General features: G+C 31.5%; 20 protein-coding genes and 1 pseudogene. 2 read left to right on the forward strand and 19 right to left on the reverse strand.

Annotation, left to right across the window (positions count from 1 at the left end; genetic code table 11):
* Window positions 1-3: 3 nt before the first annotated feature.
* The 18 genes and pseudogenes from EV214_RS07935 to EV214_RS08015 all read right to left on the reverse strand — a co-directional run bounded on the left by EV214_RS07935 (window position 4) and on the right by EV214_RS08015 (window position 19,474).
* Window positions 4-1,026 (reverse strand): zinc-binding alcohol dehydrogenase family protein, encoded by a 1,023-nt coding sequence (locus EV214_RS07935; protein ID WP_243116595.1) that lies wholly within the window; start codon window positions 1,024-1,026, stop codon window positions 4-6.
* 37 nt (window positions 1,027-1,063) lie between these two features.
* Window positions 1,064-1,720 (reverse strand): GntR family transcriptional regulator, encoded by a 657-nt coding sequence (locus EV214_RS07940; RefSeq protein ID WP_132244494.1) that lies wholly within the window; start codon window positions 1,718-1,720, stop codon window positions 1,064-1,066.
* A 242-nt stretch (window positions 1,721-1,962) separates the two neighbouring features.
* Window positions 1,963-3,252 carry a TRAP transporter large permease gene (locus EV214_RS07945; RefSeq protein ID WP_132244496.1) on the reverse strand — a complete coding sequence of 430 codons (1,290 nt, stop codon included), beginning with the start codon at window positions 3,250-3,252 and terminating at the stop codon, window positions 1,963-1,965.
* A gap of 2 nt (window positions 3,253-3,254) precedes the next feature.
* Window positions 3,255-3,758 carry a TRAP transporter small permease gene (locus EV214_RS07950; protein WP_132244498.1) on the reverse strand — a complete coding sequence of 168 codons (504 nt, stop codon included), beginning with the start codon at window positions 3,756-3,758 and terminating at the stop codon, window positions 3,255-3,257.
* A 65-nt stretch (window positions 3,759-3,823) separates the two neighbouring features.
* Window positions 3,824-4,855, reverse strand: coding sequence for a C4-dicarboxylate TRAP transporter substrate-binding protein (locus EV214_RS07955; RefSeq protein ID WP_243116596.1), 1,032 nt, complete (start codon window positions 4,853-4,855; stop codon window positions 3,824-3,826).
* A gap of 253 nt (window positions 4,856-5,108) precedes the next feature.
* Entirely contained in the window at window positions 5,109-6,134 is a 1,026-nt protein-coding gene (locus EV214_RS07960) for a sugar kinase (protein WP_132244500.1), read from the reverse strand.
* 12 nt (window positions 6,135-6,146) lie between these two features.
* Window positions 6,147-6,788: a bifunctional 4-hydroxy-2-oxoglutarate aldolase/2-dehydro-3-deoxy-phosphogluconate aldolase gene (locus EV214_RS07965; protein ID WP_132244502.1), complete on the reverse strand. Its 642-nt coding sequence runs from the start codon at window positions 6,786-6,788 to the stop codon at window positions 6,147-6,149.
* Window positions 6,789-7,056: 268 nt separating this feature from the next.
* Window positions 7,057-7,731, reverse strand: coding sequence for a FadR/GntR family transcriptional regulator (locus EV214_RS07970; RefSeq protein ID WP_165916297.1), 675 nt, complete (start codon window positions 7,729-7,731; stop codon window positions 7,057-7,059).
* A gap of 168 nt (window positions 7,732-7,899) precedes the next feature.
* Entirely contained in the window at window positions 7,900-8,670 is a 771-nt protein-coding gene (locus EV214_RS07975; protein ID WP_132244506.1) for an acyl-CoA dehydratase activase, read from the reverse strand.
* A gap of 232 nt (window positions 8,671-8,902) precedes the next feature.
* Complete coding sequence (locus EV214_RS07980) at window positions 8,903-10,009, reverse strand: amidase domain-containing protein (RefSeq protein ID WP_165916298.1); 1,107 nt, start codon at window positions 10,007-10,009, stop codon at window positions 8,903-8,905.
* Between the two features lie 68 nt (window positions 10,010-10,077).
* Window positions 10,078-13,305 (reverse strand): BREX-1 system adenine-specific DNA-methyltransferase PglX, encoded by a 3,228-nt coding sequence (pglX, locus tag EV214_RS07985; protein ID WP_165916299.1) that lies wholly within the window; start codon window positions 13,303-13,305, stop codon window positions 10,078-10,080.
* A 152-nt stretch (window positions 13,306-13,457) separates the two neighbouring features.
* Window positions 13,458-14,204 carry a L,D-transpeptidase family protein gene (locus EV214_RS07990; RefSeq protein ID WP_243116597.1) on the reverse strand — a complete coding sequence of 249 codons (747 nt, stop codon included), beginning with the start codon at window positions 14,202-14,204 and terminating at the stop codon, window positions 13,458-13,460.
* Between the two features lie 200 nt (window positions 14,205-14,404).
* Entirely contained in the window at window positions 14,405-15,322 is a 918-nt protein-coding gene (locus tag EV214_RS07995) for a CPBP family glutamic-type intramembrane protease (protein WP_132244510.1), read from the reverse strand.
* 234 nt (window positions 15,323-15,556) lie between these two features.
* Window positions 15,557-15,709 (reverse strand): hypothetical protein, encoded by a 153-nt coding sequence (locus EV214_RS18710; RefSeq protein ID WP_165916300.1) that lies wholly within the window; start codon window positions 15,707-15,709, stop codon window positions 15,557-15,559.
* A 433-nt stretch (window positions 15,710-16,142) separates the two neighbouring features.
* Window positions 16,143-16,388 (reverse strand): hypothetical protein, encoded by a 246-nt coding sequence (locus EV214_RS08000; RefSeq protein WP_132244512.1) that lies wholly within the window; start codon window positions 16,386-16,388, stop codon window positions 16,143-16,145.
* Window positions 16,389-16,677: 289 nt separating this feature from the next.
* Window positions 16,678-18,242, reverse strand: a pseudogene (locus EV214_RS08005) (IS3 family transposase).
* A 68-nt stretch (window positions 18,243-18,310) separates the two neighbouring features.
* A complete protein-coding gene (locus EV214_RS08010; protein WP_132244514.1) occupies window positions 18,311-18,991 on the reverse strand; it encodes a hypothetical protein in 681 nt (226 codons plus the stop codon).
* Window positions 18,992-19,024: 33 nt separating this feature from the next.
* Entirely contained in the window at window positions 19,025-19,474 is a 450-nt protein-coding gene (locus tag EV214_RS08015; RefSeq protein ID WP_132244516.1) for a hypothetical protein, read from the reverse strand.
* 219 nt (window positions 19,475-19,693) lie between these two features.
* On the opposite strand from EV214_RS08015, the gene EV214_RS19650 reads away from it, so the two are divergent.
* Window positions 19,694-19,819 (forward strand): helix-turn-helix domain-containing protein, encoded by a 126-nt coding sequence (locus EV214_RS19650; RefSeq protein ID WP_408631297.1) that lies wholly within the window; start codon window positions 19,694-19,696, stop codon window positions 19,817-19,819.
* Window positions 19,820-20,144: 325 nt separating this feature from the next.
* On the forward strand, window positions 20,145-20,459 hold the full coding sequence (locus tag EV214_RS08025) for a hypothetical protein (RefSeq protein ID WP_132244520.1): 315 nt from the start codon (window positions 20,145-20,147) through the stop codon (window positions 20,457-20,459).
* A 289-nt stretch (window positions 20,460-20,748) separates the two neighbouring features.
* Here EV214_RS08025 and EV214_RS19655 read toward each other — a convergent pair whose 3' ends face one another.
* Entirely contained in the window at window positions 20,749-21,111 is a 363-nt protein-coding gene (locus EV214_RS19655; RefSeq protein WP_132244522.1) for a retroviral-like aspartic protease family protein, read from the reverse strand.
* Window positions 21,112-21,200: the final 89 nt, after the last annotated feature.

Below are 21,200 nucleotides of genomic sequence, written 5' to 3' on the forward strand. Positions count from 1 at the left end.
CCCTTAGTCAAATTTTACAACGACTTTTAATTTTGACCCGTCATTATGAATTAATGTTTCAAATGCATCTGTCACTTTATCTAATTCAAATTCATCTGTAATCATTGGGTCAATCTCTACTTTTCCTTCTGCTACTAAATCAATCAGTGGTCTAAAGTCATTTAAACTATTTCTTGATCCATAAACATCTAACTCTTTTTTAAGCAAGATAGAATGATTAAAAGTTGTCTCCATTTTACCGTTTCCAATTAAAATGATTTTTGCACCAAAAGCAGCATTCTCTATGCAACTTAAGAAGGTTTCTGGACGTCCAACTGCTTCAATGCATACATCCATACCATTGCCGTTTGTAATTTCTTTTACCCGTTCTTCTAAGTTTTCTTTATTTGCATTAATCACGCCATTTGCGCCTAATTTTTTCGCTTTTTCAAGTCTTCCATCAAAAACATCTGAAATATATACATTTGCACCTCTTAATTTTGCAGCAATCATAGCAAACATACCAATAGCCCCTGATCCAATAACAAGTACATTGTCTCCCTTTTGAACATCGCCTCTATTTACTGCATGATAGCTTATAGAAAAAGGTTCAATCAATGCTAATGTCTTTGCTGATAATCCTTTTCCATCTCGAAGTCTCTCAATCGGCATAGTAATATATTCAGCAAAAGAACCATCTCTTTGAACACCCATCGTTTCATTGCTTTCACAACAATTCACTTTTCCTCTTTTGCAAGAATAGCACTTCCCACAATTAAAATATGGATTTGCTGTTACAATCATCCCTTCTTTAAATCCTAAATCATTTTTCTCGATTTTTATAATTTCTGCTGAAAATTCATGACCTGGAATTCTTGGATAACTTGCAAAAGGTTGATTTCCTGTATATGTTGCAACGTCTGATCCACAAATCCCACAATATTTTATTTTAATTAAAGCTTCACCTTTTTTAGGCTTTGGGATCGGCTTCTCTATCACTTCTATTTTCCCTGCTTCTTCTATATGTACAACACGCATTTGTTCCATAAATATCATTCCTTCCCTTCCAATTAAGCACATATGCTTAATAAACAATTTTCAATGCAGCACTCCGTGCATTTTCTATATGTTTTCGAATTTTTTTTTCTAGTGTATCTTCATTTTTTTCTAATAAAGCATTAATAATGCCTAGATGTTCTGGTCTATTTCTCTTTCTTTCCTGTTCATCTGATCTCGTAGTCATTACACGAATTCTATAATCCTGATCATAAATTTTATTCATAAATTCAATTAAGCGATTATTATTTGTACTATCTACAATATATTTATGAAACTCAATATCTAAATCATAAAATTCTTTCTCACTGATGAGATTTCCTTCTATTCCTAATTTGTCAAACCTAGCTTGAAATTCCATCAGTTTTTCCCTAGCAATAGATTTACAAACAATTTTAGCAGATTGTATTTCAATCATTTCTCGAATTTGAAAAACTTCGTAAATATCTTTAATCGTTATATAAGATACAATAATTCCTTTTCTAGGATAAATATTTACAAGTTTTTCTTGTTCTAGTCTTAGCAATGCTTCTCTAACAGGCGTCCTACTGCTTCCAATTTCTTTTGAAAGTTGTTCTTCGGATATATCCATCCCCGGCATCAACTCACATTTAATTAATTTATCTTTAATCAACCGATATGCTTTCTCTTTCAGTGGTAATTCATCAATTTTTATCCTATTCACTTTTCAATTCCTCCATCTAATGCTTAAAAGTTTAGTTTATAATCTATGCATCCTTATCCTATTCTTTCTGTTTCCTAGTATGAGACTCTTTACTTATCATTATTTTACTATATTTCATAACATCCTGTATGTCTTTTTGTAAGATCCTTCTATCTATACTAATTTTATACTCATTCTTTGATACTTTTAAATATTGATGGATGAATTTTTAAGTCATAATAACAAATATTACTCTATTTTATTTAGTATAATAGATCAACAATACCTGTTGAGAACACTGGAACAAATGTTAATAACATCAGACATATAAAAAGAAGGATATAAAATGGCACCGCTTCTTTAATAAAATTATTAATTTTACACTTTGTTATCCCACATGTTACAAACATGAGTGTCCCCATTGGTGGGGTGATACAACCAATAGCACTATTAAATATAAAGATCATTGCAAATTGAATTTCATCGATCCCATATGCTTTCGCTACGGGTGCTAATAAAGGTACCAATACAATCATCGATGCATTTCCTTCAATAAACATGCCTACAAAAATCAAAAATATATTAACGACCATAAGAAATATATACTTATTAGAAATCATTTCTATAATTAACTCCGTTATTTGCTGTGGAATACGTTCTTTTGTTAAAATCCATGCAAATGCAGATGCTGCACCCACAATCAACATAATAGATGCTGTACTATTGATCGTTTCTTTTATCCCACTTACTGCGTCTTTAAATGTCATCTCACGGTAAACAATCCCAAGCATTAGTGAATATATGATCGCAACAGCACCCGCTTCAGTTGGTGTAAATATACCAAGACGAATCCCGCCAATAATAATGACTGGTAAACAAAGTGGCAATGCTGCATTTTTTAATGCAACCATAAATTCTTTTGGCGCTATAAACTTTTCTCTTACCGGTTTATATCCACGTTTTTTAGAAATAATAGATACTAGTAGCATCATAGATCCACATAGTAATATCCCCGGTCCAATACCCGCTATAAACAATTTACCAATGGAAACATTTGCTATAGATCCATAAATAATCATTGCAATTCCTGGTGGAATTAAAGGTGTAATCATTGCAGAAGAAGCCGTAACTACTGAAGAAAATTCTTTTGTGAACCCTTTCTTCTCCATTTCAGGAACTAACATTTTTGCCTGCATTGCTGCATCTGCGAGATTAGATCCTGATAAACCTCCCATTAAAGTAGATAACAATACATTTACCTGTGCAAGCCCTCCTGACATATGGCCTGTAAGTGCTTCAGCAAAGTTCATAACACGCTTTGTTACACCAGAATAATTCATATATACACCAGCACAAATAAAGAATGGAACTGCAAGAAGCGGTATACTCTCAATACCAGCAATCACACGCTGTGCAATAATTTGTGTAGGTATATTTGGCGAAAGCGCAAAATATACAACTGAACCCGAAAGAACAGAAGTAAAAACAGGGACTTTTAAAAACAAAAATACCAACATAACAACAGCTGCTATACCAACAACATTCATCTCCATTTTTATTCACCACCTCTTGTATTCACATACTTATTTGATAATGATTTTGCCATAATCATACTATAATTGATCATCATTAGTACGCAACCTGTTGGAAATGCCCCATATATGATAGGATAAGGTGTATGTAATATATTTGTATTTCTTCCCGTATGAAATAATTGTTTTACAAGATTTGTTCCATGCACCAATAAATAGGCTAATACAAACATAGATACCAGATATCCAAATATCTCTACAATTTTTCTTGCAGTAGGGGGCATACGATCTACTAAAACATCAATGGCTACATGACTCCCACTACGAAAAGCTGCGCCTCCTCCAAAAAATACAACCCATGTAAAACACCAAAGCTGAACTTCTTGTAACCAAACAAAAGGGTCATTAAAGAAATAACGCATGATGACACCAAAGAATGTTATCAATACCAGTATTATTAAAGAAATGCTTGCAATAAGCATATCTATATTTAATAAATAATTAAAACCTTTATGATTTGTTTTCATGCATTTCCTCCTTTCAATCATAATATCCGGAGGCAATGATTGCCTCCGGGTACTAAATGTATCCTTTACTTCATAGCCTTTTTAACAGTATCATATAGTCCTTCTGACCATTCTGATGTAATCTCTGGAAGAGAATAGAACTTCATTGCAGCTTCTTTAAATTCTTCTTTATTAATATCAATCACTTCAACACCTTCAGCTTTTAAACTTTCTAGTGCTTCCGTATTCAATTTTTCTTGAATTTCATTGTTATATATACCCGCTTCTCTACCTGTTTCCATTAAAATTTCTTGTTGTTCTGGCGTAAGTGTATTGAAGAAATCTGCACCAGCAATCCAAGTAGTAAAGTTTTTAACGTGTGCATCTAATATTAGATACTTCGCAACTTCATGGAATTTTCCATTATAAAGAACTGTTAATGGATTTTCTAATCCATCTATTGTACCTTGTTGTAATGCTGTATAAACTTCTCCAAATGCCATAGGCGTAGGTGTTGCACCTAAAGCCTCAAAACCTTTGATTTGTATGGTATTATCTGGAACACGGATCTTCATTCCCTTAAGGTCCGCTACGGATTTTACAGGCTTTGTTGTAAGTGTATGACGATCTCCATACATCCAATTGGAAGCTAATAATTTTAAACCTTTTTCTTCAAGTTTGGCACTTTGATCCTTATACCAATCACTCTCAGTAAGTTTCCAACATTCTTCCCAACTATCAAATAGATAAGGTCCGAATACAATTCCAAAATCTTTCACACCGCGATCTGCATAAAAAGCACCATCAGCAAGTGTTATTACTGAATCTCCTGCTAGCATTTGATCGATCAAATCATTTTTAGATCCAAGTTGAGCTGATGGAAATAACTCGATCTTCATCGTTCCATTGCTCTTTTCTTCAACAAGCTTCTTCCACTCATTTGCGGCAAGGTCAATTGGCTCACCAGGATTATTTCCATACCCTATTTGAATTACAACAGGTTTAGTCTCTTCAGTCTTTTGCGCTGTTTCTGATGCATCTTTAGCTGGAGCTCCACATGCAGTCAATAAAGATAATACCAATAAAGCCACCATTAAAATAATACTCTTCTTTTTCACGTTCTTGTTCCTCCCTTAATATGTATTTTTTGTGCCACTGCACATAAAAAAACTGCAATACGAGTACAAAAGTGAAAACATTTTCCTTTGATATTAAAAACATATCGCACTGATATATCAGTTCAATATTAGTATACATGAACTTACATATTTCGTCAATAATGAATATAGATTAAAAAACAGCATCTGCTATATATAGCAAATGCTGTTTTTTAATCTATATTAATTTATGGGGAACAAATATTAAAAAGTATTATCTTTGTACTCTTCCTGATGCATCTCCTTGAATCAATGTTTCTACTTCGTCAACCGTTACAAGGTTAAAGTCGCCATTAATTGTATGCTTAAGTGCTGAAGCCCCTACTGCAAACTCAAGTGCTTGTTTGAAGTCATCCTTTGCAAGTAATCCATAGATTAATCCTCCTGCAAATGAATCTCCGCCACCCACTCTGTCAACGATCCTCACATCATATTTTTTAGAATGATAGAACTCTTCTCCATTATAGATGAGTGCTGACCATCCATTATCAGATGCTGAATAACTTTCTCTTAATGTTGTTACTACATACTTAAATCCAAATTGTTCTTTCATTTGCTTGAATATATCTTTGTATCCTTCAAGCTGTAATTCACCTTTTGTTACGTCTGTTTCGCCTGGTTTGAATCCTAATACTTTTTCTGCATCTTCTTCATTTCCAATGCATACATCAACATACTGCATTAGATTACTCATTACTTCTTTTGCTCTTTCTGGTGTCCATAATTTTTTTCTATAGTTTAAATCAACACTTACAGTAACATTGTTTCTTTTTGCAGCTTTTAACGCCTCTTCTGTAAGAACAGCAGCTGTTTCACTAAGCGCTGGCGTAATCCCTGAGAAATGGAACCACGCTGCATCTTTAAAAATTGCATCAAAATCAAAATCTTTCGATGAAGCTTCTGCAATAGATGAATTTGCGCGATCATATACAACCTTTGAAGGTCTCATAGATGCACCTGTCTCTAAGTAGTAAATCCCTACACGTTCTCCACCTTTTGCTATATAATCAGTGTTTACACCAAATCTTCTTAAATGATTAATTGCACTTTGCCCAATTGGATTTTCTGGAAGCTTTGATACAAAATGTGCATCAAATCCGTAGTTTGCAAGTGATACAGCTACATTCGCTTCTCCTCCACCATACACGACATCAAAAGATTCTGCTTGTGTAAATCTTTGGTATCCTGGAGTAGATAATCTTAACATAATTTCTCCCATTGTAACAACTTTTTTAGCCATTTCTATTCCTCCTTAAGCTCTCGCATTTTTTACTGCTTCTACGAACTTTTTAGCAGTTTCTGTTACTAGCGCATAATCTCCTGTTTTCGCACCACTTGTTAAATCTCCACCTGTTCCGATTGCAACGGCTCCTGCTTTGATCCACTCTGCTGCATTTGCTAAGTTTACACCACCTGTTGGCATGAAGTTTCCTTGTGGAATAGGCCCTTTGAATGCTTTGATAATAGATGGACCATATGCATTTCCTGGAAACACCTTAGCAATTTCGACGCCTGCTTCAAATGCTGTTAAAGCTTCTGTAACGGTCATAATTCCAGGCATTACAGCGATTCTATATCGATTACATAATTTTACTGTTTCAAGATTTAAAGCTGGACTTACAATATATTTTGCACCTGCTAAAATACAAGCTCTCGCTGTTTCTGGATCAAGTACTGTTCCTGCTCCAATAATTACATCTTCATCTTTATACATTTCTGAAAGCTCTTTGATAATATCTACAGCTCCTGGCACGGTCATTGTAATTTCTAATGCTTTAATTCCACCCTTTTTTACTGCCTCTATCATTTTCATTCCTTGTTCTTTGGATTCTGCTCTGATTACAGCAACTACACCACTTTCTGCAATTTGCTGAATAATTTCCATTCTTTTCATATGATTTCCCTCCTAAAATAGTTTGCCTCTATTTATTATCCGTTGTCTGATGTCTTATACCTCTATTATATATCCCTTTCAGAAAAAATCAATAGGCTATTTAATATTTCATTAACTTTTTTCAAAAAATCATAAACAGTTCGCACCCTACTCCAGATGCTTAATCTCTTAAAAAAAATTATACTTTTCTAAGTAAATAAAAAACCCTATCCATGAACACATTTTCTTATTGTATCCATGGATAGGGTTCTCATTTATATCTTCATATTTATTTTTTTCTAATTTGACCCATTCCATTTTCTATGTGTTCCTTCATGTATTTTTTTGCAGCTTTTTCATCTTTATTTTTAATAGCATCCAGTACCTTTTCATGATAGTAAATGACTTTTTCTCCACTTTCAGGAATATCTTTTGTTTCTAAATACCCTTCCTTAATACAATCATTAATAATGGGAACAATTCTTTTGATAATTGGATTTTGACTGCTTTTGGCAATGATGTTGTGAAAATCCATATCTGTCTCTGTATGGTCCTTCCCTTCTAAAATATCTTTTTCCATTTTCATAAATGCCACTTCTAAAGCTTCCACATTTTTCTCCTTCGCTCGTTTAGCAGCTAATGCAGCGATCTCTGGTTCAATGATTAATCTTGTTTCAAACAAATATAATAGCAAATCTTTTTTGTTCATAAATGTAACCCCAAGAGGATCTGTAGCAATCCCTGGTTTTTCACATACAAAAGTCCCTTTTCCTCTGCGTATTTCTAATATATTCATAGACACCAAAATTTTAACAGATTCTCTAATAGTAGACCTGCTTACATTTAGAATCTTTGACAATTCGATTTCATTTGATAGCTTATCACCAGGCTGTAGTTCATTATCTATAATTAATTTTTTTATATTATTCGCCACTTTTTCAGAAAGCAGTACTTTATCAAACATACAAACCATACACTCCTCAGTTTCATTTTTCTATGAGTAGTATACCATATATTTTATTTAAATCATAAAATAAGTATTAACAAGCTTGTTTATAATTATTCTGTAGTTACTCATTTCTCCATCGTAATTTAAAAAAGGAAGTATGTACAATCATACGACCTTTCGTTTTTATCTATTGATTATATTCCACCCTACTACCGCAGCCCCTAAAGCTCCAACAGTCTGTGAATCCTGTGCTCTATAAATAGGCTTTGTAATTTTTTGTTCTATTGCTTTTTTTACCACATTGCTTTTTGCAACACCACCTGTGAATGCAACTTGATCAGAAACATTTATTTTGCTAAGAAGTGCTGCTGCCCGATTGGCAATAGATTGTATAATGCCTGCAGCAATACTCTCTTTACTCGCACCATTTGCTAATAGACTTATCACTTCAGATTCAGCAAAAACTGTACACATGCTCGTAATCGACTCAGGGACAGCTCCATCTGCTAAAATATCAATCTTTTCTATTTCTTCTCCTAGCAAATTTATCATAACTTGTAGGAATCTACCTGTTCCTGCAGCACATTTATCATTCATTAAAAAATCTATCACATTTCCATCTTGGTCTAAACTGATTACCTTGCTATCCTGGCCCCCTATATCAAGAATCGTTCTTGTCTCTTTTTTTAGAAAATGGGCTCCTTTTGCATGGCAAGTAATTTCTGTAACCACTTTATCTACAAAATCCATAGAAATTCGCCCGTATCCTGTTCCAATGATTTTTTTTACTGCATCTTTTTCTATACCCGCATTCTTTAACAAAGTTTTAAAAACTTCCTCTGATGCAGATTTCGGACTCCAACCTGTAGGAATAATTACAGTTTCAACAACTTTACCATTAAATAAAACTCCTTTTGTTGCTACAGACCCTGCGTCAATCCCTACTGAAAACAAATCTATTCCCCCTTATAAAAACCAGTTTCTTTTCATCGTATGCATCCATTCTATCTTAAATTATAATATATTGTCTCACAAGCTTTTATATATATAGAAAAATATTATATATCATTATTGTACTATTGATAATTTCTATATTGCAGGGGTAATGTTATGGAGAATTCTAAATTATGTGTCTTAGGAAGCATATAAGAGAATAACAAAAACTATGCCATAGAAGGCATAGTTTTTAGAAATGTACATGAACCAACCAAAACTTTACACCTTTATCATTCCATCCAAGATCCCAAGGTACCCGATATCTATCTGTATTATGAGAATTTACAAGTGTATATCCTTTTGAATCTGCTCCTGTTACAACTGAAATATGCGTAACTTTTCCTTTTTTTTCATAAGCAACAAAATCACCTGGACTAAGCTTATAAGCTGCTTTATATATCTTGTCATAGGTTCCATGTGCAACAACCGATGCTCTTCCGCTATAAACCATATAATCTTTAAACCCATGGGCATTGACCCAAGCTTTCGTCGCACCTTTTCCATAATTCCATGAATGGTTTTTTCTGAATTTTCCTCCCTCATATAGTATTTGAGAAGCAAAATTTGCACAATCTCCACCTTGTGGATTATAATTTTTATATTTTTTGTTATATGTATATTTTTTATCTCCTGCCCCACCACAATATTCATCTGCATATGCTAAAGCATTTTTTCTTCTTTCGATCATATTTGAAAAATCTCGACTACTTTGAGATAAAACATATTCCTTTATCTCTTCTGACTTCATCTCATCTATATGCATTGAATCTGCAAATGGATCTGTATACCATTCCCTGACAATCACCCATCCCTCACCTTTTTCCTTAATATCTAAAGAATGATAGGTTCCTATTCTAAAGAAATTGACTTTCTCTGGATTATTTTCGTAATGATATTTATATTCTGAACAGACCATAAGGTTTATTGTTATAAGGTCTCCTTTATCCTTTACCCATTTAATCATAGCTTTTGAATCAATATCTGTAAATTTTATGCCTTGCTTATCCGACCAACTATGCAAATACTTCATTTTTTTCAATTCATGCTCATATGCCCATATCCCATATTTTTTTGATTGCTCATACAAATTCCCAAGTGATTTCATATCTTTATTTAAAATTGATTCACTTCTTTCATTAAAGATTTTTTGTATTTCTTGTGAAAATTTTTCCTCTACGAAAACCGTAGATACTAGTGGAGTATAATACCAAAATGATATCAATAAAGCACAAATAATTACAATCCCTAATATAATAAACAACAATTGTTTTTTCTTAATCGTAACAAATAAAACCACCCTACTCCCTCCTCAAAAGTTCTACATAAAATTATATGTAAAGAGACAGAAAAGTAGGATGAATTTTTTTATATTTTTTCTAGTACTTTATCAAACTTTTGATAATTTGTAGATACCCCATCATCTAAGTCGATCTCTATTTTCATATTTTCTATTTGTTTCATAGTTTTATCATATTCCTTTAGCTCACTTAATTGCTTTTTAATAAAAATGATGTTTTTCAGAATCTCCTTATTACATTCTCTTTCTTCACGTAATTTTTTTTCCATAATCCGTTTTTCAATAGCTTTTCTTTCTATAATCTTGTGCAGATATTTTTTTCTTATATTATTTATCGTATCTTTATCAAATCTATGCACATACACCAATGCCTGAAAAGCTTTATTTTTTCCAGATGTAAATAGCCAGTAGATTGGATGTTTTTTATATGTTTTTACATGATCTTTATAAAAATCATACATGAAATATCCTCGAATACATGCCATCGAACTTTCTTTTTTTCTTCCTAGTGCATCTGCAATAAAGGATAAATTTTCGTTTAATGCATCTTCTCCAAATGTAATCTTTAAAAATGCTATAAACCTTGATACAATATCCTTCCCAAAATCATCCTTAATGAGCATAATTCCACCTTTATCTACTTCCAAAACTACGTCTAACCCCTCTTTGTCTAAGGAATATCTCCCAAACATACATCCCACAGCAAATGAAATAAATGACCGTACATCTCTTTCTTTATCTGCTCTTTTAATGGTAACAGCTCCATCATCCACATTAGGCATCAAATCTTTTTCAAGTTGATACATATCAATAAATATTTTATTTAATTTTTCCTCATGCTCTTTTAACTTTTCAAACTGGTTTTGCTTAAATACGTGCCAGTTCTCAAAGGCTTTTTCAATTGTACATGCTCCTTTTTTATACATCAGAAAAGGATGCTTCTGAAAATCCCATGAATGCTCATACGCATCCCAATCATTTTTAGATATATGGATACATGCTCTTGCCAGATAATCTATTTCTACCTTTATTGCTTCATCCTCTGGAAAGAGTACTGGGAGCATGGCAATATTCCCTGGTTGAAAATTCAGCGTGGGGTTTAATATCATCAGATACACATAAGTAACCTTTGAACACAAAAGCGCAATCAAAAAGTAAATTTGTTCTTCTGTTGGAAACGCAGATGATCCTGCTGTATCAAATAAAAATCCTTCTTCTGTAATCCTTACGCCAAACTTTGCAGAACTTACAAAAGACCACGTAATTCCTTTTTTAAAATAATAAGCTGTATTGGCAATACCTATATTTGAACTTCTTGAAGCATTCAATTTTCCATTATATGTACGAATTGCAGCTCCATCATTTTTCCAATTTACAACATATGTATGATTTCCATACCATTTTCTAAAATGCCCACCTTTATTATATGGAAACCATTTATATTCACTATTTTTAGCACTTTCTCTGTCTTTAAAACCAAATCCAATGTGATTTCTATCCACCTCATACCAAAGCCTAACAAATCTTTTATTATTACTTGTCTGAAGCCCCACCCGCGCATCTGCAATAGCTTCTAATGGCAATCCCTTCTGGAATCCAGCTTTCACCTCATCACTCACCCAATACGCAATGGGCATGCCTGGAATTTTTTCAAAACTCTTCGTAGCGCGTCTATACCGATAAGTAGTTCTTTTATTTTTTATGGCTTCTAGGGCCTTTATTGGCTGATTTTGTTCTCCTTTGAAATCTGATAACTTAATAAAATCTCCTAAATCTTTTTTTGAATTATTCCTTAAAACAAATGTGCAAATAGGTACAGTAGCTCCTTGAAATCCTGAATACTCTAGTTGCACAAGACTTTCAATTCCTTTGTTTGAAACAATATATTTTCTTAATTTCTCATATCTTTTTATAAACATCCAAACAAAAGGCGTCATGAAAGCAGCATAGCCATCTTCCTTTGTATAGTCTAAATTTCTCTTCATAAATACTGAAAACAAATCTCCATTATAATCTTCAAAATATTCATCTACATATTTTTTCAATTTCAAACTCATCATCTTATTGGATAAATAAGGAGGATTTGCAATCACAATTTCATATTTTTGTTTAATCATCTTTCCTACTCTTACAAGCTTCTCTAAAATTGTTTTTATCTCCTTAGCTTTTAAAGTCTCTACCCGCTCGTCCCAGAATTTCTCATCAAAATCTCCCATTTCTATAATTGATCCATACTCCTTCGCATCATAAAAAACTTGTAACAAATGATCAATTTGTTTCTTTGCATAAGGCATATCCTGTTTCGCTATTTTATAAAATACCATTTCTTTATCTTTAATGGTTCCATTACTTTCCTCTATAGCACATATATTAAAATCAAACTTTTCTTTTCTTATTTTTTGAAAAAATTCATGATCTTTCTCTCTTCCCTTCATAGTCAATGCAAAATTGGCTAGACTTGTAGCCTTTTCATCTATATCCAACCCGTATAAATTATATTTAAGAATATATATAGGAATATCTTTCTCTTCATATCCTGCCTGCTTATAAATGTCATAAAATACATCAAAAGCATATACCAAAATATGCCCTGCTCCACAAGCAGGGTCAAACACTTTTATACTTTTCGGATCTATCCGGTTTTTAGATTTTTCTATTCCTTCTTCATTCTCTATGTAAAACTCCAGCTTCTTTTCTAATCGTTTATCTTTTGTTTTTTCAACCCAAAACTTCCCTAATGTGTTTTCTACCATATATTTTACAATCCATTTTGGCGTAAACATTTGGGTTGCTGCCCCTATATCTTCTTTCTTAATCCTACTACGATTTAGTTTCACTATTTCTTTATGTTTATAGGACATATAATATTGATAAAACCACCCAATAATTTCAACTTCTCTCCAATCCTCATTAGATATTATTTCAGCATTGCATAAATCCAGTATCAAAGGATCATCTTCTAATAAGTCTGGAAATAAAACCTGCATATCCTCTGAAATATTTTGAAAAACAAACGGAAGCATTTCTCTTAAAATATTCCATGCATTTAATAACTTTTGTTTGATAAATTCAGTTTTTTTATGTTGCTTTCTACTCGAAAATACCCACAGTTCCGTTGGTAAATAATCATTTACTTCCATATACCTTAAAGCAATCAGCATGAAAAAATATACATAACTTGCTTCTTCTATCTTTTTTTCTTCTGTCTCCCCTATTTCAAAAGCTTTGTCTTTTACTTTTTCTATTAAATTTTCCCGTGCACTGATGGCAAAGTATTTTATACTCTTTTTATTCATCCTCATCCCCCTAAAGGATATTTCTTTATCCGAATTTCTCCTTTACTATGTATTATTTCTACAACATTCCTACACATCCTTTTAATGATACCAATTCATTTACATTTTAGTATAAAAATAGTAAAAGCTTCTGCTATTTTAAACAGAAACTTTTACTCAAATAATTCAATGCTCAATGCATTATAAAATTCTTGATCTATATTATGCGTATTTTTTAAATTGTGATCCTTTCTAAACTTCAATACATAAATCTTCATTCCCTCTCCGTAAATGCCATCTACCCATCCTGGATAATATCCTTTTTTCTTCATATATCTTTGTACTTCATATACATCTGATCCCCTAAGTCCTGGCTCTATCACACGAAATCCATTTCCAAATGCTCCGTAAGGCCCTCCCCATATGATTACAGGAGTTCCTACTTTAACTATTTTATATAACTCTTCTATATCTTTATTTTTCATCCTTATACACCCATGAGAAGATGCCCATCCGATGGAATTGGGTTTATTGGTACCGTGTATTCCGTATTTACCCCAGGGTACATTTAGTGCCATAAACCGTGTACCAAATCCTTCTCCCCAGCTTCCTTTTCCAATAATTTTCCAACTTCCAATTGGAGATGGCGTATCTTCTTTTCCACTGGCAATATTATATCTTTTTAGTATCTCTTTATCATCTAAATGAATAAGCTCTAATGTCTTTGTATTAAGATCTATAAAAATCGTAAGATTTTTATAATTAGGGTTTTCTTTTATTTTTCTTTCTTCCCAGCATACATATTCATTTCTTTTATAACAGATTCCACTATTCCCTGTATATTCAACAAAGCTATATGCATGCACTGCTATACTTACACACATGCTAGTAAGAATTGTCCAAAGTATCCACTTTTTCAACAGCATCCCTCCCCTTGCATAATTCATTATATGCCGAAGAAAGGATTGTCTATTCCTCCCCTAATAACTACCTGCATCATTTAGTTTTTGTTTTTAAGTAGATAGAATATGCATAAAAAAACTTCCTCATTGTAAATGTATGCGGAAGTTTGAGAAATATAATATATATCAACTTAATCTGTCAAAAAACTATAATTTTATCAATAGATATTCCTATCATTTATTATACTATATATTTTGTTTCTAGTTTTCAATGATAAAATATACCCTCTTTTATAGTATGAATAAATACTTAATAAGATTAATAGGCAAATCATTATTATTTCTATAAATCCGCAAACAAAAACATCTATACTCATATTGATATTATTAAAATATCCAATAAAACCTGGAGATACGAAAGTAAAAAGATCCCATAAAAAATGTGAAACAAAAGCATATACTATATTTTTTGTCATTACATATATAATTGATATAGAAATAGATAAGACTAGACTTGCAAAAAATCTTGATATACTACTACAATGATAAATTCCAAATATGATTGATGATAATATAATAAAAATTTTTACATCCTTTTTTTTCTCAACAAAAATTTTATAGAAATTGTATCTAAAAAAAATTTCCTCAACTACTACTGCAATAGCAACTATAATGATATGAATGAATATATCCAAAGTAATGATATGCATTAATATATCCAAAATACTATTCATAGAATAATTATCATAATTCAAAGATTTTATAAGATAACGAATCAATTTTGTTCTATTAGGATTAATCATAAAATCAATTTGATAGATCAAAACGACAATAAATCCAGAAACTGAAGAAAAAAATATTGTAACAAATAAATTATCCATAGAATCATATTTACTAAGTTTAATCTCTTTAAATAACTCACTATAGTTAATATTGAAAAATATTTTTCCTACTAATATAAACAATATTAATAATGTAATTGATGAAAGAAATTGTCCTAATAGAGTCATACCAAAAAAATTCAGTATTGCTCCTATAATTGACAATATTATGATACATACAAAAGATAGAATAACCGCTATAATTATAAATTTACTTTTATCTGTCTCATTGTTTATATAATCATCTATTTTCATTTTGCACCTCCAGTAATACACTTTGCTTTCATATTACAATATTATTATTTTTTCATTTTTCACATTTTTTTTGAAAATCATCGTTTAATTTCAACTTCAGTTCTATTCCAAAACTTTTCAATATTATCAAACTATAAACTCCATCACTATAGAATAAAATTGTGCTGGTATTTATTGCATTGCTACATACTATAAAAATGAAACATATTTAACTATTTCTTCTTAACAAAAAAATTAGTTATTGTTCCCCATAATAATGCGGGGAAAAATTGCTACAATCGCAATTGCAAAAACACTTCGCACTTTAACAGGATTCATCAAATTCATTCCATATATTATTATAGTTAAAATATAAAAAATTATATAATCTTTCTTTCTAAATCTCATATAACTTCCTCCCCCTCAATCATTTCGCTATTTCCTATTATCACGTTACAACGTATAACCGTCATTCTTTATCTAAGTTCTTTCCACATATTCATCAACTTCTTTCAAAATATTTGAGAATTCTTCTTTTAATGTATCACCGTCCACAAGCAAAAAATCCCTGTCACTACATAACACACTTCTATCCACGGAAAAAACTTTCTTTCTGTACCATTTAGTCTTGTTTTCAATGCATCTAAAATTCTTGATGTATTTGTACATCTCTTATTTGATGTAAATCTAATCCTGCAACATTAAAAAAGATTGAATATAACTCTATTTCTTTATTTTCATGAGTTTCCAAAATCATTAATGTATTTCTATCTCCAAAGCTTATCTCTTTTTCTATTAATATCTGTTTTAATAATAAAATAGTTGTTTTTTGATTTATATTTTAAATAAAATATTTACCTTTCATAGAAAAAATAACCATTATGACAACGCTTACTCCAATTCCTATGCTCCAAAGTAATCTCACAACTTCCTCTTCAACAATTCCTAAGATCAAATTAAAACATATTATAGTCATAACAAATGATTGTTCAATGACTCCACTAACTATAATTTTCCTCCTAGCTAAAATAACTGTCCCAAATACAGTCAATATCAATCCAGCTATTATAAAAAAATATTCTCTCATTTCAGTATTCTCCTATCAAAGTTCCTTGATCTTCATTATAATCATTCATTCTATTCAAAAAAGTCTTACTTAATCTGATCAGCATGTGCGGAGTTTGTCAAGAAAATTGTCGCATAAAGTTGTTAAAATTTATTTTTCAAGCTTATTTGAATCTTCCGGTTTGCTATTGACATTGAGCCTCCGTAAGTATGGTTGCTTGCCCTGTGCGTAGCCATCTGAAGAAGGCAACGCCCGAAGCAGGCTACCATACTTACCCTCAATGTAAATAGTTCACTTCGTCAAACCTAGTCTATCCACTTATCTTAGCATCTATATGTTCTTTTTCTTTAACTGGGTTCAATGCAACGGTTTCTGGAAGCTCCCAATTGCGTATATCATTAGCCCATCTCTCAGGATGTTGCTCTTTTGCTTTTTCATAGACTTTTTTTCGTTTATCCATAATGGTTTTTCCGTTACCATTATGTCTATCATTTGGTGTCATGTAATTAATGCCGCTATGATAATGAATATTGTTATACCAACGGACGAACTCTTTTACCCATTGTCTCGCATATTCTAATGATTCAAACCCACTTTAAGGATATGTAGGGATATATTTTAATGTTTTAAATAAAGATTCTGAATAAGGATTATCATTACTTACTCTTGGTCTTGAAAAGGAACTTTGCACACCTAATCTTTCTAGTGTTGCTAAAAATGTGGCTGCTTTCATAGGTCCACCATTATCGGAATGAAGTACAATAGGTCTTCCTGCTATATTTTCAGCCAATAAAGCTTTTCTGACAAGGGTTTCTGAATGAACAGCATTCTCTTCTTCCCATACTTCATAACCAACTATTTTTCGACTAAAGATATCCACAATCATATAAAGTTTGTAATATAGCCCTTTTACGTTCCGATGAAGCCATGTAATATCCCATGTCCATATCTCGTTAGGTTTTACTGCAATATGCGTAGAGCGTGTTCTTTTAGCACCAGGTTTTGCTTTTCCTCGATGTGCAAGCATTTTATTTTGCCTAAGGACTCTATAAAATGTAGATTCAGAAGCGATATATTTCCCTTTATCAGCAAGTTTAGGAACAATTTGTGATGGTGGTAAACTAGCATATTCTTTAGAATTTACTGTTTCTAAAATCTTTTTGCGTTCTTGCTGAGAAAGTTTATTTTTAGGTTCAGGCCTGATGGAATCCGGTCGTCCATCTGATTTAATATCGCCATCTTGTTTCCACCTTTGATAAGTTCTGCTTGTAAGTCCAAGTATTTTACATGCAGGTTCTAATCTTGCCCCACCATCTCGTGCTTCATCAATTAATTCCACCGCTATTTGGCGATCTGAAAGGTATATCAATCTTCCTCGTTGTCCCCCCAGATCGCTTGGGCCTTTTTTTTGAGAACCAACAGAGCAGCTACTTCTGCTAATGCTTTTTCTTTACGGATAAGTTCTTTAGCCAGCTGCTTAGAACGATTCTTCTCTTCTTTTAATTCAGTTTGAAATTTCATTATATCTTTAGGATTTGAAGAATTATTTGCCCATAAGCACTGTTCACGCCAAGCATTCACTTGTTCAACATACAACCCTTTTTGTCTACAATAAACAGCCAAATCTGCTTCATTTAGAGCATATGTTTCCAGTACGATATGAAACTTATCTTTTGAAGACCAATTTTTTGATTCTTTATTGTTCGATAAATGATCAATATTATTATTGTTTATTTTTTTTTTCCATGTATATAAAGTGGACTTCGTTACCCCAATTTCTTCTGCTAATTCTTGTATACTTATATTTTCAGGTGCTAACATTCTTTTTAGTATTTGTTGCCTTTCTTCCCATGTGTAGTTTGTTGGTTTTGCCATTTTATTTTCATCTCCTTAGAATCTCTTGTCTTTATTATAGTATAACTTAACTACTTACGACAACTATCCTAACACATAGGGTGTGCATCCAAATTAATTTTCTTATCAAAAAAGTTATAATTTCTCGTAACATACTCGGGTTCAATTCTAAATTTCTTGGTAATATTATTCTTTTTATCCGTTACTACAATAGTTAGCTCATTATTTATTCTGTCTATAGGAAATAAATTCCCACTTATCTCAAAAGGAACTATATTATTCCCCTCTTCATACTGCCATCGACTACTACTTGAATGATCAGCACCTGACTCATCAATCACATCTACTTTAATATCTTCTATAAGCTGTTCTCGATCTTTTCCTTTAAACTTATCAGATATAAATTTCCCTCTCAATTTTAATGTGAGCAATTCATCATTGACTTCATAGGGTTTACTATAAAAAGTAGGTATTTGAAACAAAGGTTTCATTATTTTCAATGCTCTCATAGGATCTTCAAATCTTTGAGCAAATTTATACATTAGTTCATAGCTCTTTGGAATTCTATAATTGTTATTCCTTTTCCTATTGGAAGTTCGGAGTGAAACTTCCTTTATTTCTACTTTTACATCCTTCAATTCAATCTGTTTATCTATGATATAATTCCTAATGGTAATACAATGCTGCCTATAATAATAAGCAGATATAATCAACCATACAATGAATATAACAAACATCACTTTTACCCAAGTTTTTTTCCACATCTTCATCATTTCCCTTCAAAAATAATAACACTACCTTTTTTATTTCACAGCGGTCCCTAAGTAAAGACTGCCAAATATGATATAAATAATTCCTGCATAAGGAAATAATTTTTCATCTATGAACTTTAATCTTACTTTTATTTCTTTGTAAATATCTGAATACATTTCACTATCTCTTATTTGATTTAAATTAATATCTACTGTATTTATAATACTTGAATGTATCTCAATTGCTAGATTTTTATCTTCTTTCTCTTTTAATGTTTCTTCTATCAATAAAGTTGCTTCTCTCATATTCATATTGTAAATTGAATATTTTCCTTTTGAAGAATAGTTGATCATTCCGATAAAAACTATAGCAACTCCTATACTCCAAAGTAGTTCCCTGAATCCCGCTTTTCCATTTGATGAAACAACGTTTGAACAAATAATAATTGTAACAAATGACTGTTCAATAATTCTACAAATCATAATCTTTTTTCTTGTCAAAAGTACCACTCCAAATCCACTCAATAGCAGTCCAATTATTAGATTTAACACAGTTCTCATTTTATTTATTCTCTAATCTTTATTATTTATTTTCACTATGATAATACCTCAAAATATCTTCGGCAATCATATCATAGGTATATTTTAACATAATTTGCCAATAGTCAAAATAGAGGGGGGATCGGTTTGAATAAACTTTTTAAGAGTTTTGGAAAGAAAGTGAAGAAATACAGAAAAGCTAAAGGTATTACTGGGTCTGATCTAGCCAATCGACTAAACGTCTCCGTTGGACATATAAGTAATATTGAAAATGGAAAAAAGATATATTCAATCTTGAATTATTAATAGGTCTTTCTCAAACACTTGATATCCCATTAGAAGAATTACTGAATTTTAAACCTTTAGAAATTAAAGCACTTACTATTTATCCCGATAAAACTAAGATTCATATTGATAAAACTAACGATATTCCTGATAAAACCATATTATTGATTCATCATTACCTTGATATTTTAGCTACAACCTTTCTAGCTAATATCCATATTGTAATGCTTTTCTCAAGTGGAATGCTGTTTATGAAAAAATACGTTATCTTCGACATACTTATATTTTCAAGAATTTATTGGTGTGTATATGCGGTGAGAATATCCATACCAAAAACTATAGATATATGTGTCCTACAAAGGGCTGTACAAGCAGGGATACAGATATTCTAGAAAAATTTGTCCTTGAAAAAATCATTCAAGATTTTATTAGCACTAATTACTTTGATGACTACATTCAAGCGCATATTGAAAACAAGAAAGAAAGCTTAATAGATATGATTACACAGAAGAAAGCAGAATTAAAGCAGAATAAAAACGAAGAAAAACAGTTTATCAAAGCGCTTATAGAAAAAGTAGATGATACCTATATCCAAGATAAAATAAATCATCTTCTTGAAAAAGAAACGCTTCTGCTCAATCAAATAAATGAAAAACATTAATGATACTCAGAAGCTTATAAATTTAATTATTGAAAAGGTTACTATAAATGGCAAAAGAAGTATCTGTAAAATAAAGGAAGTCACTTACGTGAACTAAAAAAAGAGCTATCGCTTACTTGAGAGTTTCAACAGAAGAACAAATGGAAAAGCATAATTCCATGGAAGAACAACTTATGAAAACAAACAACAATATATATCATCATTTTTCCATATCTGTAGTTGCTTTATTCATTTTGGAAAGTTTTACTGCTTAGATTTTATCAATAAATTTTTTTTCCAATTTTTCAAATCAACTAGAATACAACATCATTTTATCTATATCTATAACTACTTTGGCTTTCTTAAGAAAATCCATACCAAGTATCGCATCAATATCAAATCCATAATCCATGGCACCTACATCAAGTTTTAAATTAGATACAATCACTGTTTCTAATTGAATTTTGTCAATATGCTTTTCATATACGTATTCAGACCCTCCAACTCCACGAATTCTAAATAATTCATCCTCTGGACTAGGTCCTAAATCTAAGTCAATAGCTACATCTGATGATATAATAGTAGATGCTGATCCAGTATCTATAAGTACATTTTTTAGTGTTACTTTTTTATTGTTGTGTATAAATTCAACTTCTATAAAAGGTAATTGGATAGGTTACAATTAATTAGACAGATATTTTAAGGTCATGTACAATAAATTTATTAAGACAAAGGAGAATAACCATGACCGATTCAAACAAA

The sequence above is a fragment of the Marinisporobacter balticus genome, assembly GCF_004345705.1.
GTDB classification, from domain to species: Bacteria; Bacillota; Clostridia; order Peptostreptococcales; family Thermotaleaceae; genus Marinisporobacter; species Marinisporobacter balticus.